The sequence below is a fragment of the Psychrobacter sp. 219-2-C genome, assembly GCF_049560815.1.
In the GTDB taxonomy this organism is placed as follows: Bacteria; Pseudomonadota; Gammaproteobacteria; order Pseudomonadales; family Moraxellaceae; genus Psychrobacter; species Psychrobacter faecalis.
In genome coordinates, this window is record NZ_CP186933.1 from 632,244 (window position 1) to 655,457 (window position 23,214).

Genomic DNA, 23,214 nt, shown 5'->3' on the forward strand with positions numbered 1-23,214 from the left:
TCCATGAAAATCAACAAAGCGTATAAATTTAGGCTTGAGCCTAATGCAGAGCAACAGATTATTCTAAATAGTCTTGTCGGCTCTGCACGTTTTGTTTGGAATCAAATACTAGCGATCTCATTTGAGATGTTTGCCAAAAATGAATTTATTAATGCCACCAACTTGGTTAATAAAATCATGGATCTAAAGAACAATCCTGATTTTGACTTCTTAAGAACCCATGCCAACGCCGTATCTTTACAACAAAAAGTACGTGATCTCGCCTCTGCTTGGTCACGATTTTTCGACCCTAAAGTTCATGCTAGGCTCAAAGAAAATAAAAAGAAGCTCCGAAAACCCAAGTTCTTTAAGCTAAGCGATGGCACAGAGATTCAACTACGACAACTGATGCCAAGATTTAAACGTAAATCCGATGGCTGCGACTCAATCAGGCTTGTTCAGTTTGATAAATATTGCCGTGTTGAGGGTAATCGCGTCAAACTACCTAATGGCGTGGGCTTTGTGAAATTTAGAAAATCACAAGACATCATCGGCACCATCAAAAACGTCACTATTAGCAAGAAACTAGGGCACTGGTACGTGTCTTTTGGGTGTGAGCGAGAACTGGATCAAAACCCAATTCACCCCTCTACAAGCGCCATAGGTATTGATTTAGGTGTCACTAAACTGATTACTACCTCAGACGGTCAGCACATCAAACCCAAAAACAGCTTTAAAGCCAATCAAATTAAACTGGCCGCATTACAGCGCCAATTAAGTAGAAAAGCCTTATTCAGTCAAAACTGGAAAAAGCAGAAAAACAAAATACAAAAACTCCACCATCATATTGCTAATATCCGCCATGACTACTTGCATAAAATCACCACCAACATCAGCAAAAACCACGCCATGATTGCTTGTGAGGACTTAAAAGTAGCCAATATGTCGAAATCTGCTAGTGGCTCTGCTACTCAGCATGGGCGCAACGTCAAAGCTAAGTCAGGATTGAACAAGTCTATCTTAGATCAAGGTTGGGGTATGATGGTCGATATGATTGAGTACAAGCAGCATTGGACAGGCGGATTACTTGTCAAAGTCAATCCGCAATATACCAGCCAAACCTGCTTTGAGTGCAAGCATATCGCCAAGGAAAATAGACGCACTCAAGCTAAATTTGAGTGCATCCAATGCGGGCATAAAGCAAATGCTGATGTGAATGCAGCTAAAAATATTCTTGCGGCAGGACATGCCGTGTTGTCTGTGGAGGGAGGATGCGGTAAAGGTCGCCCGATGAAGCAGAAAACTTGTGATATTCGTGAGAATGTCGCCTAAGAGCTTATGCTTTTAGAATCCCCCGCTTGAGCTTGGCGAAAGTGGGGGAGTATGTCAATGCTTAACTCATTACCTCTGCGTTTATTTCGTTAACTCAATCGTGCCATTCGCAGTCACTGAAATGGTACTGTTGCCCGATTCAAAGCTTTGGCTTGGTACTGAGGCATCCGCCGCTTCAGCTTTCATATTCATCGCGCTATACATAGGGCGAGGGTAGTTGCTGCCGGTATTTAGATTGACAGTGACGACACGATAACCGCGCGCATCCCATGCACGAGTCAGGTTTTTAGCCTGCTGCTGAAAAGCGCGAGAAGCATCGGTCATAAGCTTTTGCTCTAGCGCATCTTTTTTAGCGTCTGAAACCCCAAAGTTTAGGTTTTCCATCACTAAGGTTTGCTGTAAGTCTGCAATCAGTTGGCTGGTGGCAGCAAAGTCAGTGCTCTTTAAGTCGATGTTGGCTTGTCCTGTCCAACCAATGATTTTGTCGTTTTTATCGTAGCGAGGATAGGTGCGCTGCTGGCCAGTACTAACCGTCACGCTTGGGTAGCGTTTGGCGATTTTCATCGCGTTATTGATCGAAGTATTAAGCGTGGTCGCTAGCGTTTTAGCATCTGATGCTTGCGCTTTTTTATACATAGTGGCGCGAACTTCGTCGTTTTGGACTTCCTCTTTGACTTCTGTCTGAAAAGTCAGCTGATCGTAGCCTGTAGGTTCTGCATGGGCGCTACCTATCATTGCTGTTAGTAGAGCAGCGGTACCCGTAGCAAGTGCGGCTTTGTTCATCCAAGTGTTTTTCATAATTATCTCCTAATTAGTGCTAGTAATGGTCATGATAGTTGTATGAGGGATATGGTCAGAAAACTCATTTTTATATGAGTGTTTTCTATATTGGTTTTTATGCAACATACCTTGACTAAAATAGCAAAAAATCAACAATTTGCTATGAGTATTTTGTCAGTTAAGTTGCTGTTTAAATTTGGCTACATCGTCACTTGCACGTATTACTGATAAGGTTGTCTATTGCCTAAAGCAAACAGTTTGACAATGGGGGTTGTAATAATAAAAAAATCTTGTATAATCTGCAACTGGTGGCTCCATTGGTAGCCTCGCAACATTGTTCTATGAATCCCGCCAGGACCGGAAGGTAGCAACGGTAATAGTTATAATGTGTGCCGAGGATGTGCTGATGGAGTCGCTTTTTTTTGCCTAAAATTTGATGATAGCTATTCTTTATAGTCTTGGTCATTAAATATTAATAATAAGTCCTTCATCGTAAAGGGCTTTTTTTTCGCCTCCAATTCGCCCGATTTTGAACTTTGAGCAATATATATGGGTTAAAATACAATGTAGTAACCTTTAATAACAATTTTGTGAACAAAAAACCTTTTGGAGTCTGATAATGAAAATGTTCGTTTGGCTATTCATTGCAGTGGTGATATTGATCGTGGTGTTTGGGGTGTCAGTATTTAATAAGCTGGTACGTGCCCGCAACCAAGCAAAAAATGGCTTTGCACAAATCGATGTGCAGCTAAAGCGCCGTCACGATTTGATTCCAAATTTGGTCGAAACCGCTAAACGTTATCTGACCCATGAAGAAGAGACGCTGACCCGTGTGATTAATGCGCGTAATCATGCCCAAAGCTTGCAAGATTCTACTAAGCATCAGCCAGACTCCCTTGAACATATGGCGTTGTTTGCCAAAGCAGAGGGTATGTTGTCAAAAGCCTTGGGGCAATTCTCAGCGGTTGTAGAAGCCTATCCTGAGTTAAAAGCGGATAGTATGATTAAAGAGCTGATGGATGAGCTCACCAATACCGAAAATAGGATTGGCTTTGCCCGTCAGCATTATAATGACAGCGTGATGTTTTATAACAATGACCGCGAAGTGTTTCCTAATAATCTTGTCAGCACAACCTTTGGCTTTCGTCCACTTAGCCCATTGGTATTTGAAGATAGAAAGGTAATTGCTCAAGCACCTGTCGTCGATATGGGCTGATGCTCAAATAATGTTAAATGTGTTTAGCTAGCGTTAGGTAAATAAATAGATGGATTTTTTTGGTGCACAGCGTAGCCGTACTCAGCGCAGCTTGTTGCTTTATGGACTATTTTTTCTGATTGTCTTTGCCCATATTGCTGTAGCACTTGGTGTCATGGCGTTGCTGCTCACGCTATTTACCGGTGGCATTTATCATTGGGTATTAATACTGGTGGTCGTATGGACAATCGGTAGCTTTGTCGTTGGTAGTTTTTTAGAGTATAGGCGCTTAAAAGCAGGTGGTCGGGCGATTGCTCAACGTGTGGGTGCAGTGCGCTTATTTATCGACCAAAGCCAAGACGCTTGGGAGCATAGCCAAGGAGTTGCCCATCAGCATCAGCCTGTATCAAAAGTTCGCTTTAGTGCCCGCCAGATTGCCGTGCGTGATGAGCGGGATTTCCCGCCTGTTTATCGGCGTTATTATGAGATTGCCCAGCAGCTAGCCATTGCTTCAGGTTTGCGAATGCCAATTTTATATGTGCTACCTGAAGAACAAGGCATTAATGGTTTTGTGGCGGGTCGCCATAGCCAAGATATGGTGCTCGTCGTCACCCAAGGCGCCCTCGATAAACTATCTGATGAGGCGCTATACGGGCTGATAGGGCATGAGTATGGTCATATCTTGCATGGCGATGCGACGTTTAATTTACAGCTAATGGTGGTACTAGCAGGTTTGCAATTACTCTATGACTGGAGTGATTCTATTAATGATTTTGGTTCTGGTTATAAAGTCAGTCATCAAACCACGCAGCAAAACTATTTTGATGGCTCTTTTATTAATAGTGCGGTCAATCAAAGCAACCCTTTACCGCAAAAAGCAATCGATAGCCATGCGCGTCGCACTGAAGCGCAGACAGCCAACTTTACCACTCATAGCGAATGGGTAGCCTACTGGCAAAACCAGTCGCAAAGCCAGCAATCTTCAGCTAAGAGTCAGTCAAGATGGGTACAACATAATAATAAGTTTGATAATCAAGCACCGCGCAATATTTGGACATTATTAATTCATGGTTTGAGCTTTTCTAGTATGGCCAGTGCGCAGCTGATTAAACACAGCTTTAACCGTGAGCGCGAGTTGCTTGCTGATGCGACCAGTGTGCAGCTGACACGTTCGCCGGCTATTATGGAAACCTTAAAGGCCATTCATCAAGATGCGCTTGGTTCGCGCTTAACTGGCATCGCCGATATCAATGGATTAAGTCATTTCTTTTTTGCCAGTAGTGGTGCCGATTTGGGTGACGTATCATGGTTTGCCACGCATCCAAGTTTAAGCGAGCGTATGAGTGCCATCAATGCCAACGCTTATCACGATTTCGCCGTGCAAGTGGCTAAAGAAAAACGTCTCAATCAGCAAAAGATAAAAGAAATTTATGAGCAGCGCCGCTTGGGTGATTGGGGCGTGATAGTAACAAATAGCCTAAGTGAAAATAAATTCACTGATAAAAATATTAATAATACATTCAATGATGTTATTGACGAAGATGCCATTCAAAAAAATACTATTCAAAAAGATACTATTCATAAAGCTGCTATCGAAAAAGAAATTGCAACCTATTCTACTAGTGAGATAAATAATGAATTGCAGAGCGATAGTGGGCTTGAATTTGTTGTAGAGCAAGATGTTGTTATTAATGGGCGTTTGCAGGTGCAAGCAGAAGATATCGGTACTCATCAGCTGCTTAAGCCGTGGCAAGCTAAACCTGATAGTGATTTGCCATCAGATACCTTGATTGGTATCGAAGATATACAAAAGGTATCGCTACCGCAGTATGTGCTCAATCACAGTTATCATCCGCTCGGAGCGCAAGCTCTGATTGAAGCTGTGCTGCTTTGTCATCAGGGTTATGTGCTGTCAACAACAGCAACGTATAATTTAACTGAAATCTGGCTTGGGCTTGATGAGGATAAGAGATTTTCTGCTGAAACTAAAGTCGATATAGATAACACGCGAGTTTTACCGCATACACTCGATCATAAATTATTAGCGGTAGTGGCAAATCTTGATCGGCGCGTAGACAGTGCTTTGATTGCATTGGCGCTAAAGCAACTACGCCAGCATAATTTATCAGAAAACGCTATCGATGAGTTGCGCTTAAAATATGAAGCCAGTCATCGTAATCAAGATCATCAACATTACGTGCAGCAAAAAAAGTGTCGGTCAATGCTATTGCGTTATCAGCGAGGTATCATTGAGCTATTTGAAAATTCCCTAACGGCTGATTTAAGTCAAAAATTTGCTGATAATATAGATAACGATGATTCTATTAATAAGCCTCAATCATTATTAAATCCTTTAGAAGATACCCATTGTCGCTCGCCTTCGATTTTAGCGTTATGGCAGGCGCTACAGCTGCAGCAGTTACTACCCGTATTATCTACTGTATTAAACGATAAACAGGTTCAGTCGCATCTTCACTCTCAATATCCATACTATCAATGGCAGCAAGTATTGCATGCCGGCACGGATGATATTTATGCTCAGCTTGACCCATCAGGGCAGGTGTTTGATGGTCTTGATGTTGCCGCAAAAACCGTGCTTACTGTATTGGCTTATCGCTTATCAAAGGATGCCAAAGGGCAGATAATATCCGCACTAGATAGCGAATTACGTAGCTCAGTGCTCAGCTATAATAGTGCTAGCATTGCTCATTATCTTGTAGATTTACGCCGTCATGCACGTTTGATTGATATTGATTTAGCAGCCGCTAGTGAGGCAAATTTGCAATGGTTGTTATTGACTGCGCAAAGTTTAAATAGTGTCCAATTATTAGCATTAATAGCAGCAGTGCCTATTTTTATAGCGTCTACAAGTCAATCATCTAGTCTTAAAGCCAAAGGTGCTGATAATTATCTACAGAGGCAACAGGGCGACGCTCAAATAGATTATAATGTTATTAATAATAAGCCTTATGATTACAATGATTACCGGCAATGGCTGAGCACGTTGCATACAGTGATGTTACACGATACGATAGTCAGTCAAGATGAGTATGATTGTTTGACCTTGCTTGCCCACCATTGGTTAGGCGTTCGGCAGCTTTTTTGAGCAGATTAATTGACAATAAAAGCCTGTAAATCCATTTTAGATAAGTAGGATAGTAAATAAGCATGAGTGATATCCAAGACCCGCTAATTGTATTGCAGCATCGTATGCAGCAGCGCCAGATTTTAGCGATAATGGGTATCAATCAGTGGGTGCAGCCGAGCTCTGGAACATTGAGTATCGCTGATATTTCTGCGCCTACCTTACCTGATGCGGTTACAGCTAACGCTAGGATTACATCTCATTCTACTGCTTCTACAACGAGTACTGAACAGCCAAGCGTTGAATTTTCGAATAATAAATCTTCTCATATTGCATCCCCAAATATTCATGCCATAGCCGATATGGTAGATGATGAGTCTAATCATTCTTATGATGATGCGAATGAGACAGGTTTAAGTCATTCTGACCCACAAAGCCCCGTCACCTATCATTTTGACTCGACTGCCCCTGATATCTCCAAGCCCGCCGTTACCTCACTTGTAAATACGGTCGTTCAGCAAACTGCTCTTGGTGACATAAATAATGTTGCAAGCTTTGAAGATGGCAGCTTTAAAGACAGTGGTTTTAAAAAAGAGGGCTTTAAAGAGGAAAGCTTTAAAAAGGTAGCACCATTTGATTTACAAGGTGGTCGCTATGGCGATTGGGTAATTTTGGTTGATATCCAAGCGCTCAATAATGACAGCCAAAAACTGTGGCAAAATATCACCCAAGCGCTATCTATCAGTTGTGAGACGACCTCATTTCCTATTTGTGAAGGTATGGATACGGCTGAGCTTGCCAATGCCAGCCTTGCAGGATATGTGTTTAAGATTGGTCGTCGCGAAGAGATAAAAGTGGCGGCATTGACCGTATTACCTGACGGCCTTGAGCATCCGAACTTGACTACTGTGCCCACACTCGATGAGATGCTTAAAGATAGCAAACTTAAACGTCAGCTCTGGGAGCAGTTATCAAAGTAGAATTAAAGGCTTGCCACTTACTATTATTACGACTACTACGACAGAGAGTAAAAGATAACGATAACATTCACCTTTAACAGTTAACCTTTAATAACCACGATGATTTCATCATATTTAGGATAATAATTATGACCACCAAAGCCGCTCCTAACCGTGTACCCAATTTTTCAGCGGGACCTGCCACCATACCGACCGCCGTCTTATCACGCGCTCAAGAAGAGTTGCTTGATTGGCAGGGACGCGGTATGTCGGTCATGGAAGTGAGTCACCGTAGTAAAGAATACATCGCGATTACTGAAAAAGCGGAAGCCAAGTTGCGCTCGCTCATGGACATTCCAGATAACTATAAAGTGCTATTTTTACAAGGCGGTGCCAGCTTACAGTTTTCAGCGATTCCATTAAATCTGTTAAATGGTGACCGCGCCGACTATCTAACGACAGGTACTTGGTCTGGTAAAGCGGTCAAAGAAGCACAGCGCTATGGCAAACTGGGTTTGGGCGAGGTTAATGTGGTGGCAACGGGTAAAGACAGTAATTTTACCGACGTGCCAGCCCAAAGCGACTGGAACCTGAGTAAAGATGCGGCGTACTTTCACTACTGCGCCAATGAAACCATTCATGGTGTACAAATATTTGAGCCGCCACAAGTCGATGCGCCAATTATCGCCGATATGTCTTCTTGCATTTTGTCACAGCCAATTGACGTGTCTAAATTCGGCATGATTTACGCGGGTGCGCAAAAAAATATCGGGCCAGCAGGATTAATTATTGTCATTATCCGTGAAGATTTATTAGGCAAAGCGAGTGAGTGGTGCCCGCTGCTGATGAATTATGAGCATCAGGCGGAAAAAGAGTCGATGTCAAACACGCCAGCGACGTATTCTTGGTATTTAGCAGGACTGGTATTTGAGTGGTTGGAAGAGCAGGGCGGTGTCGCTGCTATCGGCAAAATCAACCAGCAAAAAGCGGATTTACTGTATAAAACGATTGATGACAGCAGCTTTTATAGCAATCCAGTTGACCCCAAATATCGCTCTATCATGAATGTGCCGTTTACGTTAGCCGACAGTAGCCTTGATAAAGTGTTTTTAGAAGAGTCAGCGGCAGCAGGTTTGATGAATCTAAAAGGTCACCGCGATGTCGGCGGTATGCGTGCCAGTATTTATAATGCAGTGTCGCTAGATTGGGTACAGCAATTGGTTGACTTTATGATCGCCTTTGAAAAAAAGCACGCTTAAGTTAGCACGGGTTTTAAAACAAAAGACGCAACTTTATGAGCTGCGTCTTTTTTTATGCGTATTAGTGTTTTTTAAGCTGCATAATCCGTCATGTAGCAACCTTAACGCTGCAAAATATTAGGTTAAAAAACCTAAGTTTGTTATGATAAAATTTTGCAGCACTTACGATACGTCAGATACATCACATTTTTCTCAGCTTTTATTTCATAAGCGGTCAGTAGCTTTCAGTCACTGGTTAAATGTTCAATATATTCATTCGGTCTGGCAAAGGGGTTTGTTATAACTTTATGATGTTAAAAAATACCATGCTAAAAGCCGTCTTGCTCGCCATTACTATCAGCTGGATACCTGCTAGTATCGCGGCGCCAATCACTACGACTGCGCTTGGGCATAATAGTACCACTGAATATATTGACGTGCCGTTCATGCCTTATGCCAATCCCAATGCGCCCAAGGGTGGCACATTATCGCTTGAGGCACGCGGCACCTTTAATGCGGCCAATAAATGGATGACCACAGGTGTGGCGATGGTTGGTACGGACTATCTGTATGATACCTTGATGACGGGCTCACTCAATGAAGCCTTTACCATGTATCCGCAGCTGGCAAATAAAGTCACGTATGATCCCGATGACACCAGTTGGATTATTTACCATGTTAATCCTGCCGCGCGCTTTTGGGATGGGACAGCGGTGACCAGTCACGATGTTAAAGCCACCTATGATGCGATACTGACTAAAGGCCCAATGTATATCCGCAGCTATTTGGGCGATATTAAAGACATTGAGATTATCGATAAGCAGCGCGTCAAGTTTGTTTTTAAGTCTGATGAAAATAAAGAGATTTTATTAACGGTTGGGCAATTCCCTATTTTTGCTAAGTCATCGATTGATACAGATTTTGAGAAAATAACCTTGACGCCGCTCATGGGCAGTGGTCCTTATAAACTCGGCCGCGTCGATGCGGGGCGCGCGGTCAGCTATGTGCGTGATCCCAATTATTGGGGCCGTGATTTGATGGTCAATCGCGGTCGTTATAACTTTGATATGATTAAGTTTGTCTATTATCAAAGTGATGAGATTGCTTTTGAGGGTTTTAAATCTGGGCAATATCGCTTCCGCCCGGAAAACAAAGCCTCTAATTGGGCAACAGGTTACAATTTCCCAGCCGTCAAAGCTGGTCTGATTAATAAAGAAACCATCAGCAGCGAAAACCCAGTACCGATGCAGGGTCTGGTGATGAATATGCGCAGGCCAATTTTTCAAGATATTCGCGTCCGCCAAGCATTGACGGCAGCTTACGATTTTGAGTGGATGAATAAAACCTTATTTCATGGGCAGTATGAGCGCTTACAAAGCTTCTTTCATGGCTCAGAGCTTGCTGCTACTGGTACGCCATCTGCGGCTGAGATGCAGGTATTAAGCCCATTGCTAGCCAAGCTTGAACCGATTCAGCGACAAGCGGTATTAACGGAATGGCGATTGCCAACCAGTGATGGTAGCGGCTTTAATCGTAAAGCCTTACTAGAGGCGCGCCAGCTGTTGCTAGATGCTGGCTTTTATTACAAAGATATGCAGTTATATCAGCCAAATGGCAAGCTTGCTCAGATTGAAATTTTGATGACAGGCGAGACCATGGGGCGTGTCTTGCTACCTTATATCCGTAATTTAAAGCGTTTGGGGTTTGATGCGACCTTACGCCAAGTCGATGGGCCGCAATATTACGAGCGTATGCGTCGTTTTGACTATGATATGGTGGTCGACGTCTTTGCACAGAGCTTATCACCTGGTGCTGAGCAAGCGGCGTTTTGGGGCAGTGCCGCCGCTGATGAAGCGGGTAACGCCAATACCATTGGTATTAGAAATATAGTGATAGATGAGGTCACAACCGCACTTGCAAATGCTGAGAGCCGTGATGAGATTGTTTTATATACCAAGGTGCTCGATCGCTTGCTACGGGCAGGTCATTATTTAGTGCCTTTATACGGCAAGTCTGCCACCAATGTTGCCTACTGGAATCAATATCGTCATACCGAAAAACTGCCGACCAACGCCGTCGCTATCGATTATTGGTGGACAGATAAAGAAGCAGAAGCACGTGTTAATCAATATTTGAAGCAATAGTCTAAAACAATGGCTCTAAAAGATAGTTTAAAACAATAATTTAAGTTAATAAATGCAATGACGCTGCATAACGTTTTATTTGGTTTGAAAGTTTAATAAAAGACATTCTTAATAAAGATAATCACTGCTAAGGACTTCATATGAGTATTCGTATTCACCCGATTAAAGCATTTAATGACAATTATATCTGGACATTAATTAATGAGAATAATAAGCAGGCGATTGTCATTGATCCGGGTCAAGCTGAGCCAGTGATTGCTTATTTAGAGGAGCATGAGCTGGAGCTGACGTCTATCTGGACCACGCATCATCACCATGATCATATCGGCGGTGTTGCCGAGCTACAAGAGTCTTATCCGATGACCCATCTGGTTGCGCATACAGAACACAACGTCGATGAAGACCAGACCATTAAAGACGGCAGTACGGTCAGTGCTTGGGGCTGCGCCGCGCAAGTATGGGATGTCTCAGGTCATACAGCAAGCCACGTGGCGTATATTTTGGATATAGATGGGCAGAAGCATTGTTTTTGCGGTGATACTTTATTTAGTGCCGGTTGTGGTCGCGTCTTTACCGGTACGATTGAGCAATTGCATGAGAGCTTTAAGCGTTTAAATGGCTTGCCAGCTGAGACGCTGCTGTATCCAGCACACGAATATACGGCCAGTAATCTACGCTTTGGCTTATCTATTGAACCGGCTAATGAAGCGATGCAGCAAGCGCTTGCGCAAGCAGAAGAAAAAACCGCCCAAGGTGTCCCGACGCTGCCCGTTACTTTAGAGCATGAGCGCGCAATCAATGTGTTTTTGCGCACGCAAGAGCCAAGTGTGATTGCAGGGGTGAAGTCTGAAGTCACTATTGATGATGATAAGTCTTTAACTATATTTGCAGCATTACGTCAGCTAAAAAATAACTTCTAAATGCTAAGTTGTCATATCTCTTTATTTTAGGAAGCCGCCATTATGGGTCGTTATATCTTAAAAAGGTTATTACTGATATTACCGACGCTATTTTTGATATTGCTGGCAAACTTTGTCATTGTACAAGCGGCGCCGGGCGGTCCTGTTGAGCAGCAACTGGCGCTTATTGAGCAAAGCGCAAAGGACAATGCGCTCGGCGGTAATCTTGGTGCGGGCAGTGCCGGTAATACTAGTACTTACCAAGGTACACGCGGTCTATCGGAGGAGATGGTAGCGGCCATCAATGCGCAATACGGCTTTGATAAATCCGCGCCTGAGCGCTTTTGGCTAATGCTAAAAAATTATGCCCAGCTGGATTTTGGTGAGTCGTTTTTTAAAGGTCAGACTGTGACTGACCTCATTATAGAGAAGCTGCCCGTCTCCATCTCACTCGGGCTTTGGAGCACGTTGCTGATTTATATGATAGCGATTCCACTGGGTGTTTATAAAGCCATGCATCATGGCTCGGGGATTGATAAAGCCACGGCGATGCTGCTTGCTATCGGCCATGCGATTCCCGTTTTTGTATTTGCCGTCATACTATTGGTGTTTTTCGCTGGTGGCAGCTACTGGAATATTTTCCCATTGCAAGGATTAACCTCTGAGAATTTCGATCAATTAAGCGCCCTTGGTAAAGTGAAAGATTACTTTTGGCATCTGGCATTGCCGCTCCTAGCAAGTACCGTTGGCGGCTTTGCTGGCTTGACTTATTTGACCAAGTTTAGTTTTTTAGAAGAGCTCGGTAAGCAATATGTGCTTACCGCGCGCGCCAAAGGCTTGGGCGAACGGCAAGTGTTATACGGTCATGTCTTTCGTAATGCCATGCTGATTATTATCGCCGGTATCCCAGCGGCCATCGTTGGGATTTTCTTTGCCGGTAATTTTTTGATTGAGATTATCTTTAAACTTGATGGTTTGGGGTTGTTGGGTTTCGAAGCGATTCAGCAGCGTGATTATCCGGTGATATTTGGTACGCTGTTTATCTTTACTTTGCTCGGGCTGTTATTGCAGTTAATCAGTGATTTGAGTTATCACTTAATTGATCCGCGTATTGATTTTGAGGGGCGCTAATGTCAAGTCATCCATTATCTTCAACACCCTCAAGCGCAGCGTCTATTGCTATAGAAAAAAAACGCCGCCTAAACCCTATCTGGCAGGCGCGTCTAAAGCGTTTTCGTCATAATCGCCTTGGAGTAACATCGCTATTTATTTTTGCCCTGATATTTGTCATTTGTATGGCAGCCAATGTGATTGCCAATGACAAGCCGCTACTGGTGCAGTATCAAGGTGATTATTATTTCCCCGTATTAAAAGCCTATCCTGAAACGACTTTTGGCGGAGTGTTTGAGACCGAAACCAACTATAAGGACCCTGCGGTGCAAGCTCTGATTGATGGGCAGGGCTTTTATATTATGCCGCCCATTCCTTTTGCTGACCAGACACCCAACGTTGAGCTTGGGATTCCATATCCAGCCGCGCCCAATAGCCAGAACTGGCTGGGCACTGATGACTTAGGACGCGATGTACTGGCGCGGATACTTTATGGGTTGCGGGTATCGTTATTGTTTGGACTGGCACTGACGCTCGCGGGTGCACTCATTGGTATTATCGTTGGTGCGATACAAGGATATTATGGTGGCTGGGTGGATTTGGCCGGGCAGCGCTTTATGGAAGTATGGGGCGGGATGCCTCAGCTGTTTATGATTATTATTTTGGTCAGCTTATTCAGCCCTAGTATCTTTATGCTGTTTGCGATGATGTTGTTATTCGGCTGGATGGGCTTGGTAGGGTTGGTGCGAGCAGAGTTTTTGCGCGCGCGTAATTTTGATTATGTTCGTGCCGCGCGTAACCTTGGGGTATCAGACAGTCAAATCATGCTCAGGCATATCTTGCCAAATGCATTGGCATCAAGCTTGTCACAACTGCCGTTTATTTTAACGGCTAATATTATTGCTTTAACAGCGTTAGACTTTTTAGGGTATGGCTTGCCACCTGGTTCACCGTCGCTTGGTGAGCTGATGGTACAAGGGAAAAACAACCTTGATGCCCCATGGCTTGCGCTATCAGGGTTCTTTAGCTTAACCTTTATCTTATCATTGCTCATCTTCGTTGGCGAAGCGCTACGTGATGCCTTTGATCCGAGGCGCTCCTGATATTATGACAACTGATAAGATGATAAACGCTAATATGACGACGACTGAGCAAAGTGCTACTGAGCAAAATGCCTATTTAAATCATAGTCATAGCAACAGCCAAAACAAGCTCATGCTGAGCGTAGATAAACTTAGCATCATAACTCATGCAGGTGTTGCTCTGGTAGATAAGCTATCTTATGAGCTTAGGCAAGGGCAGACGTTAGCTATAGTAGGTGAGTCGGGCTCGGGAAAATCGATTGCCAGTCTTGGGCTGTTGGGTTTGCTACCGGACAGTTTGACCGTTACTGGCAATGTAAAATTAGCAGATGTAAAAGGAATGATGACATTACTGGTAGCTAATAATAAGGCACGTAATGCGGCGCTGCGCTCTATTCGAGGGCAGCGTATCGGTATGGTGTTTCAAGAGCCGATGACGGCGCTAAACCCACTACATACCGTCGGCAAACAAATTGCAGAATCCTTGCGTATCAGTGGCTTAGCCAAAAAACAGTGGCGCGATAAAAGTATCGCTTTATTAAACGATGTCAATATCAACGATCCTGCTGATAAACTGAATCGCTTTCCGCATGAGTTATCAGGCGGTCAACGCCAACGAGTCATGATTGCTATGGCATTGGCGCAGCAGCCTGATATCTTAATCGCCGATGAACCGACGACCGCGCTTGATGTCACCCTGCAACATGAGATTCTTGAGCTACTAGATAATCTCAAACGTCAGCACAATATGGCGATGATATTAATCAGCCATGATCTCAATCTGGTCAGGCGTTATAGTGATGATGTCATCGTTATGCGCCAAGGGCAAACGATTGAGCAAGGGCAAACGGCAGCGGTATTTAATGAGCCGAAAGCAGAATATACCCGCTCGCTTATTCAGCAAGATTTCGGGCACGCGCTCAGTTTATTGGATGATGAAAGTCAGTTACCAACCGTATTGCAGGTCAGTAACCTAAAAGTGCAGTTTCCGATTGAAAAAAGCTTGTTTGGCGGTACCAAACGCTGGTTTGATGCGGTAAAAGATGTCGATATGACCCTGCGGAAAGGGCAGGCATTAGGTATCGTTGGTGAGTCAGGTTCTGGCAAAACGACGATTGCCCTTGCGCTAAGTCAATTACTCAGTAATCAAGCGCGTGTCAGTGGTCAGATAATGGTCAATGGACAGGACATGACAGCATTGTCCAAACGTGATTTGCGCACCTTTCGCTCGCAAAGTCAAATGGTGTTTCAAGACCCCTTTGCCAGTATCAATCCGCGCATGACAGTCATGCAAATCGTCGAAGAAGGGCTGTTAGTTCAAGGTGTCAATAAAGCAGAACGCCAGCAAGCAGTGATGGATAGTTTGGCGACAGTGCATCTACCAGCTGATTTTGCGCAGCGTTATCCGCATGAACTATCAGGTGGTCAGCGTCAGCGCGTCGCCCTTGCGCGCGCCCTTATTATGCAGCCAAGTTTATTGATATTAGATGAGCCAACGTCGGCGCTTGATAGCACCACGCAGGTTACGGTGGTTAACTTATTACGGGAAATTCAAGCAAAATTGCAAGTCAGCTATGTGTTTATCAGCCACGATTTAAAAGTAGTCCGCGCTTTATGCCAGCATATGATGGTGATAAAAGACGGCGTGTGTATTGAGTCGGGCCCTAGCGAAGATGTGTTTAATAACCCACAGCACCCATACGCACAGCAGTTGTTGCAGGCGAGTTCCTTATAACGATAAACGCTATCAATTATTATAAGTAAAAATCATGAGAAAATTATGCTTGATGCTTTTATCTAGCGCTCTATCGCTTAGTGGTTGTTCGGATAATTTAACCGTAGCTAATACAGAAGAAAAATATGCTATTGGCGATCTTGGTGGCGTTTCTGTAAATCTACCTAGAGAATTTGTCGAATTGATTGAATACGATGGGGATCTTAGTTGGGGAGAGAAGCGCGAGGGCAAAAAACCTGAACAAACCTACAACAAGTTGCTATTGAGACTATTTTAAGTTTTCGTAAAGAAGTAAGTTGATGGCTGATTTTCTTTGTATAAGCAAAGATGCGACGCTAAATAACCAGAACATCGCAGTTCATAATAATCATGACATCCTAAAAATGGCGGTGGTACAATAAGTTTAAACAGTAGTCTGCTTTATGTAGAGGCTGATGCAGTATTTTTATTCACCGTGCTTTTGTTTTGACAGCATTTTTTATTTTGACTGCGGTGATGAATCGCTGCTTTAAGTTGTCGTTATTGCTAGTATTAGCATCATTAAAAAGGATTTTTATACCTATGAAAAAACAAAATACAATTTCTAAATTGGTCAGTAGTACAGGCTTACAACACGCCGGTTATTTGGCGGTTGCTAAGACGCGTGCCAAAGTGCTAAAAGCGTTCGCTTACGTTGTGCCTATCAGAAGACCGATGTTATTTGTCGGTGAGACCTCATGTGAAGATTTGTGCGACATGCTCATCAATGAAGGCAATACCAATGTTTTTATCGTTACGGACGCAGTATTAAACAAACTGGGCATCCCTGCGAAAGTCACGGACTATCTAGATAGCAAAAATATTAGCTATAAAATCTACGACGGCATTACCCCAGATCCTACTTTTAAAGTCGTCGAAGAAGGATTGCGCAAGTCTGTCGATGCTAAGTGCGACTCGATTATTGCCATCGGTGGCGGCTCGGTTATTGATGCCGCTAAAATGATTGCGATGTCACAGGGCAATAACTGTAAGCCAAAACAGCTTATCGGTATCCTAAAAGCCAGAAAGCCTTCGGTTCCGCTTTATTGTATTCCGACCACAGCGGGCACCGGTTCAGAAGCGACGTTGGGTGCGGTGGTGTCAGATGACAAAACGCATCAAAAAGCCCTGTCTATCGACCCAAGAATGGTGCCATTAGCAGCGGCTATCGATCCGATTATTATGAAAGGCATGCCGGCGCATATCACAGCTGATACGGGTATCGACGTCTTAACCCATGCTTTAGAAGCATGGATGAGTGCCAATGCTAGCGTCGAGACCGATTATTATGCTGCCTCTGCGGTTAAAACTGTGATGCAAAATCTACCCCTAGTTTATAAAGATGGCAGCAACCTCAAAGCCCGTGAAGAGATGGGTATCGCCGCTCATTACGGCGGTATCGCCTTTAATAAAGCCGGTCTAGGTTACGTCCATGCTATTGCTCACCAGTTGGGGGCGCACTATAGTATCCCCCATGGTCGTGCCAATGCCATCGTCTTACCATATGTGCTTGACGTCAATCGTAAAGGCAGCAAGAAAAGACTGGCAGAGTTAGCTCGCAAGACTGGTATGGTCAAATCGGGTCAAGCGAACAAGAGCGATAGCGACATTGCCGACCATCTCATCGCGCAAGTACGCGAGCTGATTGCTACGTTGAATATCGATCCGACCATTAAAGATATGCAAAGCAGTGATTTTAATGATATTGCCAAAGCCGCGGCAAAAGAAGTCAGCGATACTTATGCGGTGCCGACTTATCTATCCGCTGCTGAAATCAAGGCTATTTTAACCAAGATTAAGCAAGCCAGTGATGAGCACGCCAGTCGTGACTCAAAAAATGATAAGGTGGCTTAATAGCTCTAATTTAATAGTCTCCAATTAACAAGCTCTAAAAATAAAAAAGAGCACATTACTGATATCGCAATGTGCTCTTTTTTTTGACTTTTTTATCTAACGCTAGTTTTATTTGATAGATATTAGAACGCAGGTTTACGCTTTGGCACCGCATCTAAGAACTCGTTACGTGCTTGATTGTCGTGTACATATTCGCCCAGCATCGCTGTACTGCGCGTGGTTGAATGCTGCTTGTTAACGCCGCGCATCATCATGCACATGTGCGCTGCATCCATAACCACTGCCACACCGCGGCAACCTGTCACATCCATAATCGTTTGTGCCACTTGTTCGCTTAAATTCTCTTGAATTTGCAAGCGACGGGCAAACATATCGACGATACGGGCGAACTTTGACAGCCCTAATACTTGACCATTGGGCAAGTAACCGATGTGCGCGACGCCATGAAATGGCAACATATGATGCTCACATAATGAATAAAATTCAATGTTTTGCACCAAGACCAATTCACGGTTGGTCGATGGAAATACCGCGCCATTGACCACTTCTTCCAAGCTTTGATGATAGCCTTGCGTCAAATGCGCAAACGCTTTTGCCGCGCGTATTGGAGTGTCTTGCAAGCCAGGACGCTCTAAGTCTTCGCCAGTTGAAGTAATTAGCTGACGATAGGATTCAACACTTTCTTGAAAATCTGTTGCTATTGCTGGGGTATTGCTCATAAGTTTGGCAGCCATCCAAAATGTGGGTGTAGCTTAACGCTAATCCTTGTTTACAAACAATGGTTGTAAAGGATTTTTATAAAAATTGTGCAAGCTGGGAGGGCTGTGATTATACTTGAAAACAGCTTAACTTCATACTGCTATGCTCAGTAGATAATCGTTTTATCCATATTAGCTATTACTATGAAAGGAGATTAAGCGTTTATAGCGTGTAAGTAAATACAGTATACGAGTGTTTACTTAAATCAATTCGTGTATAATGAGTCATCTTTTAATTTGTGTCTTCACTCGCTATTTATGAGCGAGCTATTAAAAATAATCTATCATTTAAATTGATTTACAGGGAACTATTATGTTACTACAAGGACAACGCTTTGTCGTTACCGGCATCGCAAGCAAACTTTCTATCGCTTGGGCAATCGCTGAAGCGCTGCACCGTGAAGGCGCGTCGTTAATTTTGACTTATCCCAATGACAAAATTAAAAAACGCGTCGATATGGCCGCCGAAGCCTTTGAAGCGGACTTGGTGCTTGAGTGTGACGTGGCATCGGATGAGTCGATTGCTGCATGTTTTGAGCAAGTGACTGCGCATTGGGGCGATGGTATTGATGGCGTTGTCCACGCGATTGGCTTTGCGCCGATGGACCAGTTAGATGGCGATTTTGTCAATGCCACCACTCGTGAAGGCAGCCAAATTGCTCATGATATCTCAAGCTATAGCTTTGTGGCCTTGGCCAAAGAAGCACGCGCGCTGCTAGCCATGCGTCATGGTTCTATGTTGACCTTGACCTATGAAGGCAGTATTTCAGTGTTGCCAAATTACAACGTCATGGGCATGGCAAAGGCCAGTTTAGAGGCCAGTGTGCGCTATCTTGCTACCTCGATGGGCGGTGAAGGTATTCGTGTCAACGCGATTTCTGCTGGACCTATTCGTACCCTTGCGGCAAGCGGTATCAAATCGTTCCGTAAAATGCTCGATATCAGTGAAAAAATCGCCCCGTTACAGCGTAATATTACCCAGACCGAAGTCGGTAATGCGGCGCTATTTTTACTATCACCGTGGGCATCTGGTATCACCGGTGAGATTATGTTTGTGGATGCAGGTTTTAATACCGTTGCTATCAGTGAGCAATTAATGATGCTTGATGAGACAAAATAATGGTTGTAAGCAAAGTTAATATGAGTTAAGCAGTAGAGAAGACGGCCAATTGGCTGTCTTTTTTGGTTATAATAAGGGCTTTTTGGTGTTGAGCCATTAGGCAACGAATATGATAACCAGATTACCAAAATGGATATTGTGGGGCGGCGCTGTACTGGCATTTAGTGCGGGCTGCGTCAATACCGCCGCATTAATGGGTTTTACCAATCTGTCTGTCTCGCATGTGACGGGTAATGTCAGCTTGTTTTCAGCGGCGATTGCGCATTTAGACGGTCGCAGTATTTTATATATCGGTGCTTTGCTGCTGTCTTTTTTGGCTGGGGCAATATTAAGCGGTTTTGTGATTGGGCAACGATCATTAAAGCTGGGTCGGCGTTACGGCAGTGCGCTGTATATAGAAGCGGCGCTATTATTGATTAGCTATTGGTTATATCAGCAGCATGATTACTTAGGACAATTGGCAGCGGCGATGGCGTGCGGCTTACAGAATGCGATGGTCGCTACCTATAGCGGCGCGGTTATTCGTACCACCCATTTGACCGGTCTGACCTCTGATATGGGCGCTGCCATCGGCAACTGGCTGGCAGGTCGCCGTATTAGTAAGCCTACATTGGGTTTTCAAGCGATTATTTGGTACTGCTTTTGCGGTGGCGGCGCAGTCGGGGCGTTTTTATATGCCAAAGTTGGCTATGGCGCGTTATTTGTCCCTATTAGTATTGTTTTGAGTGCAGCTTTTTTCTATAACTATATGTCAGACCGTTTGCCAGAAAAAAGACAGCCGAGACAAAAAAAGCGCCCATCTGCTTGATGAGCGCTTTTTATTTTAATTTTCTAATTCAAATAAGCTTAATGATACAAACTACTTATCGTTTTCTTCGTGATCTTCATGTTCATGCAACCCTTGCATCATATCTAATGCGGAGTCGTCGGTACGCTGCTGATCTTTTTTATCCAAGCCGTCTTGATTGATATCTTTTGGTGCCATTTTTGTGGTCGCATCGGTTTTATTTGAATTTGGCATAACATACTCCTGTTTGTTTTTATCAGTGTCCAATAAAGTCCAATAAAAATTTTAAAAATATAATGGGTAAATTTATCGGCTTTTAGCTTTAATTAACTTATTTAGTATGAGATAGCACTGTACGCTTGTACATACACGGTGTACGCTTGTTTAGTGACGATGTGTAACCATACATCACAAGGGTTACTGCTTAATTTTTCTATAACCACATTTATTGCAAAATTATCAGCAGCACTCTTAAATCAGTTTTTTGTTATATATCTGCTATGATGACGGCGTATTTTTGCGGTTACCGATTGATGAAGGGTATATCGCCAAAATACGCTTTTATTTTAGGTTTTTTACACTGTCTTTGGGGAAAATAAGGACATTTTATGTCAGAGCAAAAACTAGATAGCCATCTTCCTGATGATGGCAACGAGTATTTATTTACCGATACTTTTCCAAAAGGTACAGGTAAAGGGTTGATAGTGGTCGCTATTGCGGCGGTTATCAGTATGATTATCTATAACGTTTTGCCGTTTGATATCAATGCCAATAAGGGCCTGGCGATGTTGTTTTTCATCGGGGTACTGTGGCTGACAGAGGCGGTGCACGTTACGATTACGGCGCTTTTGGTCGTCGTCGTTGGTGCGTTGATTGGCATTCCAGAGTTTGATGCGGAGATTGGTTTACAAAGCTTTGCCAATCCGACGATTTATTTATTCTTTGGTGGTTTTGCTTTGGCAGCGGCACTACATGTACAGCAACTGGATAAAAAAATTGCGTTAAAGATTTTATCGATGTCAGGCGGTAAGCTCAGCACGGCAGTATTTTTGATATTTGGTGTGACAGCGTTTTTGTCGATGTGGATATCGAATACTGCGACCGCGGCGATGATGTTGCCACTAGCACTCGGTATTTTGACCCAAGTTGACCGTGAAAAAGACCGTGGCACCTTTGTTTTTGTATTACTGGGTATTGCTTATTCAGCGAGTCTTGGTGGTTTGGGTACGATTGTTGGTTCGCCGCCAAACGCTATTGCCGCAAAGGCACTTGATATTGCGTTTGTAGACTGGATGAAGTTTGGTATACCGATGATGTTGGTGCTCTTGCCATTATTATTGGGTGCCATGTATGTGTATTTAAAACCAAATCTAAACCGTAAGATTGTATTGCTTGAAGACGAGCCTATCGCTTGGAATAAACCGCGTATAGTGACGATTATCGTCTTTATCATTACCGCCCTTAGTTGGATATTTTCCAAAAAAATCGGCGCTGCATTAGATATCACGGATACTGATGCCGTAATTGCCTTATCCGCTGCTGCTGCTGTAGTGAGCTTGGGTTTGGTGTCATGGAAGCAAGTGTCTGATAATACCGATTGGGGCGTACTCATGCTGTTCGGTGGCGGTATCGCGCTATCGACGATTTTGAAAGTATCAGGTGCGTCTTTGGTACTGGGCGAAACGGTTGCCAATGCGCTGTCTTCATCACCGCTTATTATAGTGATGATTGCCGTATCGGCATTTATTATCTTCTTGACAGAGTTTGCTTCTAATACGGCTTCTGCTGCTTTGTTAGTGCCAGTGTTTGCTGCTATCGCTGAGCAAATGGGACTGCCACAGGAAGTGCTCGTATTGGTTATCGGTATTGGCGCCTCATGTGCCTTTATGCTACCGGTTGCCACGCCGCCAAATGCGATTGTCTTTGGTACGGGGCTGATTAAGCAAAACGAGATGATACGTGTTGGTGTTATTCTCAATATTCTTGCTACCCTAGTCGTCGGGTTGTGGGCGTATTTTTTCTTAATCTAGTTTAAGCCGTCATTTACTGCTTTCAATAAATCCCGATATTTACTTAAATGTCGGGTTTTTTATTTCCTTTTATTTTCAATGACTGTATAACTAAAGCTTTGAGGATGAGCTTTATAGAATGGCTTGGATAAGGACTGATTAAAATGCTAACACTGTTTATGGTACAACTTGGTGGTCGCCCTAAAGGTCGTTTGATTGAGCAGCACGATATATTTTTTGGCGTGGCCAACCAAGTCAGCGAGCTGATAGACGATATCAATCAGCACTGGTCTGAGGTTAAAAATAAATGGCACATTGACTCGTATCGAGAGATTACTAAAGTTAATAATTATGCAATTAAATTGGTCGAACCAAGTAGCCAAACAGAGAGTGCCAACGATGTAGAGAATACCAACGATTTAAAGTTATTCTTTATCAATCTAGGGGGTTATCAGCGCGGCAGTTTCGAGGAGTTTCATTATAAGCTGCTTATCGTTGCTGCTACTCAAGCGGACGCTATTAAGCAAGCAAAACAGAGCGAATTTTATAAGCAATTTACTTATAAAGACAAAGAGTCGCCTTTTAATGCCGCCTCGCATATTGATGATAAGTTTGAGGTAGATATCGACGATATTTATAACGTCAATGACCTTATTCCAAATGTTCGGTTGTTGATTGAGCCGATTACTAACGATAACAATGAATTTGCGAATACTGATGATAAAGAGTACGTTGGTTATCTGAGTATCAAGAATTTAAGGAGGTTAGCATAATATGGCTTTAAATATGTACTATAAAAACGGCGTTATTCGCAAAACGCGCAGCCAGATATCTGATGAGCTATTGACCACGCTTTATCAGATTCATAATAATGCCAATTTTCCACAACTGACGTGGTTAATTGATAATCTTTATGAAAAGCCACAGATTCAGCCTAATGTCGCTAAATTATTAGCTGATGAGGTGGTGGCGTTTGAAAGACTGTTACTTTCGTTGCACCTGCCTTTTCCTATGTTGCCTCTGCAAAAGCTACATAGCTTCTTTACGGGAGCTACAATTAGTGGGCAGGTGATTTATACCAGTAATTAGTGGATTTTTTGCTTTAGCCTGTTTCTATAACCATCTTGAAT

Annotated in this window: 20 protein-coding genes and 1 other RNA gene; 18 read left to right on the forward strand and 3 right to left on the reverse strand. The window is 43.5% G+C overall.

Annotated elements, in window-relative coordinates; genetic code table 11:
• The first annotated feature begins 3 nt into the window (after positions 1-3).
• Positions 4-1,311 (forward strand): RNA-guided endonuclease InsQ/TnpB family protein, encoded by a 1,308-nt coding sequence (locus ACPEGP_RS02565; RefSeq protein ID WP_423813831.1) that lies wholly within the window; start codon positions 4-6, stop codon positions 1,309-1,311.
• Positions 1,312-1,392: 81 nt separating this feature from the next.
• Here the strand turns inward: ACPEGP_RS02565 and ACPEGP_RS02570 are convergent, their stop codons facing one another.
• On the reverse strand, positions 1,393-2,109 hold the full coding sequence (locus ACPEGP_RS02570; RefSeq protein ID WP_288728124.1) for an SIMPL domain-containing protein: 717 nt from the start codon (positions 2,107-2,109) through the stop codon (positions 1,393-1,395).
• Between the two features lie 297 nt (positions 2,110-2,406).
• On the opposite strand from ACPEGP_RS02570, the gene ffs reads away from it, so the two are divergent.
• The 12 genes from ffs to ACPEGP_RS02630 all read left to right on the forward strand — a co-directional run bounded on the left by ffs (position 2,407) and on the right by ACPEGP_RS02630 (position 17,410).
• An RNA gene (gene ffs, locus ACPEGP_RS02575) (signal recognition particle sRNA small type) lies at positions 2,407-2,503 on the forward strand.
• A 207-nt stretch (positions 2,504-2,710) separates the two neighbouring features.
• Positions 2,711-3,307 carry a LemA family protein gene (locus ACPEGP_RS02580; RefSeq protein WP_191689939.1) on the forward strand — a complete coding sequence of 199 codons (597 nt, stop codon included), beginning with the start codon at positions 2,711-2,713 and terminating at the stop codon, positions 3,305-3,307.
• A gap of 49 nt (positions 3,308-3,356) precedes the next feature.
• The gene (locus ACPEGP_RS02585) at positions 3,357-6,392 is read left to right on the forward strand and encodes a M48 family metalloprotease (protein WP_423813832.1); all 3,036 of its coding nucleotides are present in this window, start codon (positions 3,357-3,359) and stop codon (positions 6,390-6,392) included.
• A gap of 62 nt (positions 6,393-6,454) precedes the next feature.
• Positions 6,455-7,351: a hypothetical protein gene (locus tag ACPEGP_RS02590; RefSeq protein WP_423813833.1), complete on the forward strand. Its 897-nt coding sequence runs from the start codon at positions 6,455-6,457 to the stop codon at positions 7,349-7,351.
• 128 nt (positions 7,352-7,479) lie between these two features.
• Positions 7,480-8,589: a 3-phosphoserine/phosphohydroxythreonine transaminase gene (gene serC, locus ACPEGP_RS02595; RefSeq protein ID WP_423813834.1), complete on the forward strand. Its 1,110-nt coding sequence runs from the start codon at positions 7,480-7,482 to the stop codon at positions 8,587-8,589.
• A gap of 290 nt (positions 8,590-8,879) precedes the next feature.
• A complete protein-coding gene (locus ACPEGP_RS02600; protein ID WP_423814234.1) occupies positions 8,880-10,712 on the forward strand; it encodes an extracellular solute-binding protein in 1,833 nt (610 codons plus the stop codon).
• Between the two features lie 140 nt (positions 10,713-10,852).
• Positions 10,853-11,632: a hydroxyacylglutathione hydrolase gene (gloB, locus tag ACPEGP_RS02605; RefSeq protein WP_423813835.1), complete on the forward strand. Its 780-nt coding sequence runs from the start codon at positions 10,853-10,855 to the stop codon at positions 11,630-11,632.
• Between the two features lie 42 nt (positions 11,633-11,674).
• Positions 11,675-12,742 carry a microcin C ABC transporter permease YejB gene (gene yejB / locus ACPEGP_RS02610; protein WP_423813836.1) on the forward strand — a complete coding sequence of 356 codons (1,068 nt, stop codon included), beginning with the start codon at positions 11,675-11,677 and terminating at the stop codon, positions 12,740-12,742.
• Positions 12,742-13,824, forward strand: coding sequence for an ABC transporter permease (locus tag ACPEGP_RS02615; protein WP_288727619.1), 1,083 nt, complete (start codon positions 12,742-12,744; stop codon positions 13,822-13,824). The genes yejB and ACPEGP_RS02615 overlap by 1 nt, the downstream gene beginning before the upstream one ends.
• Positions 13,825-13,828: 4 nt before the next feature.
• The gene (locus ACPEGP_RS02620; protein ID WP_423813837.1) at positions 13,829-15,538 is read left to right on the forward strand and encodes an ABC transporter ATP-binding protein; all 1,710 of its coding nucleotides are present in this window, start codon (positions 13,829-13,831) and stop codon (positions 15,536-15,538) included.
• A 34-nt stretch (positions 15,539-15,572) separates the two neighbouring features.
• Entirely contained in the window at positions 15,573-15,815 is a 243-nt protein-coding gene (locus ACPEGP_RS02625; RefSeq protein WP_423813838.1) for a hypothetical protein, read from the forward strand.
• Positions 15,816-16,099: 284 nt separating this feature from the next.
• Positions 16,100-17,410 carry an iron-containing alcohol dehydrogenase gene (locus tag ACPEGP_RS02630; RefSeq protein ID WP_423813839.1) on the forward strand — a complete coding sequence of 437 codons (1,311 nt, stop codon included), beginning with the start codon at positions 16,100-16,102 and terminating at the stop codon, positions 17,408-17,410.
• Between the two features lie 122 nt (positions 17,411-17,532).
• Here the strand turns inward: ACPEGP_RS02630 and folE are convergent, their stop codons facing one another.
• Positions 17,533-18,129, reverse strand: coding sequence for a GTP cyclohydrolase I FolE (gene folE, locus ACPEGP_RS02635; protein WP_423813840.1), 597 nt, complete (start codon positions 18,127-18,129; stop codon positions 17,533-17,535).
• Positions 18,130-18,481: 352 nt separating this feature from the next.
• Between folE and ACPEGP_RS02640 the strand changes: the two genes are divergently transcribed.
• Both ACPEGP_RS02640 and ACPEGP_RS02645 read left to right on the forward strand, forming a co-directional pair.
• On the forward strand, positions 18,482-19,288 hold the full coding sequence (locus ACPEGP_RS02640; RefSeq protein ID WP_068405263.1) for an enoyl-ACP reductase FabI: 807 nt from the start codon (positions 18,482-18,484) through the stop codon (positions 19,286-19,288).
• Positions 19,289-19,397: 109 nt separating this feature from the next.
• Positions 19,398-20,096 (forward strand): YoaK family protein, encoded by a 699-nt coding sequence (locus ACPEGP_RS02645; protein WP_102077056.1) that lies wholly within the window; start codon positions 19,398-19,400, stop codon positions 20,094-20,096.
• Positions 20,097-20,147: 51 nt separating this feature from the next.
• Here ACPEGP_RS02645 and ACPEGP_RS02650 read toward each other — a convergent pair whose 3' ends face one another.
• Positions 20,148-20,309, reverse strand: coding sequence for a hypothetical protein (locus tag ACPEGP_RS02650; RefSeq protein ID WP_200662184.1), 162 nt, complete (start codon positions 20,307-20,309; stop codon positions 20,148-20,150).
• A 374-nt stretch (positions 20,310-20,683) separates the two neighbouring features.
• Here ACPEGP_RS02650 and ACPEGP_RS02655 point away from each other — a divergent pair, with 374 nt between their 5' ends.
• From ACPEGP_RS02655 to ACPEGP_RS02665, 3 genes are all read left to right on the forward strand, one after another.
• Positions 20,684-22,105 carry an SLC13 family permease gene (locus ACPEGP_RS02655; protein ID WP_296190043.1) on the forward strand — a complete coding sequence of 474 codons (1,422 nt, stop codon included), beginning with the start codon at positions 20,684-20,686 and terminating at the stop codon, positions 22,103-22,105.
• A gap of 143 nt (positions 22,106-22,248) precedes the next feature.
• Positions 22,249-22,857 carry a DUF1543 domain-containing protein gene (locus ACPEGP_RS02660; RefSeq protein ID WP_423813841.1) on the forward strand — a complete coding sequence of 203 codons (609 nt, stop codon included), beginning with the start codon at positions 22,249-22,251 and terminating at the stop codon, positions 22,855-22,857.
• Position 22,858: 1 nt separating this feature from the next.
• Positions 22,859-23,173 carry a hypothetical protein gene (locus tag ACPEGP_RS02665; protein WP_423813842.1) on the forward strand — a complete coding sequence of 105 codons (315 nt, stop codon included), beginning with the start codon at positions 22,859-22,861 and terminating at the stop codon, positions 23,171-23,173.
• Positions 23,174-23,214: the final 41 nt, after the last annotated feature.

What these genes read in the sequence shown, in the direction of transcription:
- ACPEGP_RS02565 (WP_423813831.1), top strand. Translation starts at nt 4, where the DNA reads ATGAAAATCAACAAAGCGTATAAATTTAGGCTTGAGCCTAATGCAGAG.
- ACPEGP_RS02570 (WP_288728124.1), bottom strand. Translation starts at nt 2,109, where the DNA reads ATGAAAAACACTTGGATGAACAAAGCCGCACTTGCTACGGGTACCGCT.
- ACPEGP_RS02580 (WP_191689939.1), top strand. Translation starts at nt 2,711, where the DNA reads ATGAAAATGTTCGTTTGGCTATTCATTGCAGTGGTGATATTGATCGTG.
- ACPEGP_RS02585 (WP_423813832.1), top strand. Translation starts at nt 3,357, where the DNA reads ATGGATTTTTTTGGTGCACAGCGTAGCCGTACTCAGCGCAGCTTGTTG.
- ACPEGP_RS02590 (WP_423813833.1), top strand. Translation starts at nt 6,455, where the DNA reads ATGAGTGATATCCAAGACCCGCTAATTGTATTGCAGCATCGTATGCAG.
- serC (WP_423813834.1), top strand. Translation starts at nt 7,480, where the DNA reads ATGACCACCAAAGCCGCTCCTAACCGTGTACCCAATTTTTCAGCGGGA.
- ACPEGP_RS02600 (WP_423814234.1), top strand. Translation starts at nt 8,880, where the DNA reads ATGTTAAAAAATACCATGCTAAAAGCCGTCTTGCTCGCCATTACTATC.
- gloB (WP_423813835.1), top strand. Translation starts at nt 10,853, where the DNA reads ATGAGTATTCGTATTCACCCGATTAAAGCATTTAATGACAATTATATC.
- yejB (WP_423813836.1), top strand. Translation starts at nt 11,675, where the DNA reads ATGGGTCGTTATATCTTAAAAAGGTTATTACTGATATTACCGACGCTA.
- ACPEGP_RS02615 (WP_288727619.1), top strand. Translation starts at nt 12,742, where the DNA reads ATGTCAAGTCATCCATTATCTTCAACACCCTCAAGCGCAGCGTCTATT.
- ACPEGP_RS02620 (WP_423813837.1), top strand. Translation starts at nt 13,829, where the DNA reads ATGACAACTGATAAGATGATAAACGCTAATATGACGACGACTGAGCAA.
- ACPEGP_RS02625 (WP_423813838.1), top strand. Translation starts at nt 15,573, where the DNA reads ATGAGAAAATTATGCTTGATGCTTTTATCTAGCGCTCTATCGCTTAGT.
- ACPEGP_RS02630 (WP_423813839.1), top strand. Translation starts at nt 16,100, where the DNA reads ATGAAAAAACAAAATACAATTTCTAAATTGGTCAGTAGTACAGGCTTA.
- folE (WP_423813840.1), bottom strand. Translation starts at nt 18,129, where the DNA reads ATGAGCAATACCCCAGCAATAGCAACAGATTTTCAAGAAAGTGTTGAA.
- ACPEGP_RS02640 (WP_068405263.1), top strand. Translation starts at nt 18,482, where the DNA reads ATGTTACTACAAGGACAACGCTTTGTCGTTACCGGCATCGCAAGCAAA.
- ACPEGP_RS02645 (WP_102077056.1), top strand. Translation starts at nt 19,398, where the DNA reads ATGATAACCAGATTACCAAAATGGATATTGTGGGGCGGCGCTGTACTG.
- ACPEGP_RS02650 (WP_200662184.1), bottom strand. Translation starts at nt 20,309, where the DNA reads ATGCCAAATTCAAATAAAACCGATGCGACCACAAAAATGGCACCAAAA.
- ACPEGP_RS02655 (WP_296190043.1), top strand. Translation starts at nt 20,684, where the DNA reads ATGTCAGAGCAAAAACTAGATAGCCATCTTCCTGATGATGGCAACGAG.
- ACPEGP_RS02660 (WP_423813841.1), top strand. Translation starts at nt 22,249, where the DNA reads ATGCTAACACTGTTTATGGTACAACTTGGTGGTCGCCCTAAAGGTCGT.
- ACPEGP_RS02665 (WP_423813842.1), top strand. Translation starts at nt 22,859, where the DNA reads ATGGCTTTAAATATGTACTATAAAAACGGCGTTATTCGCAAAACGCGC.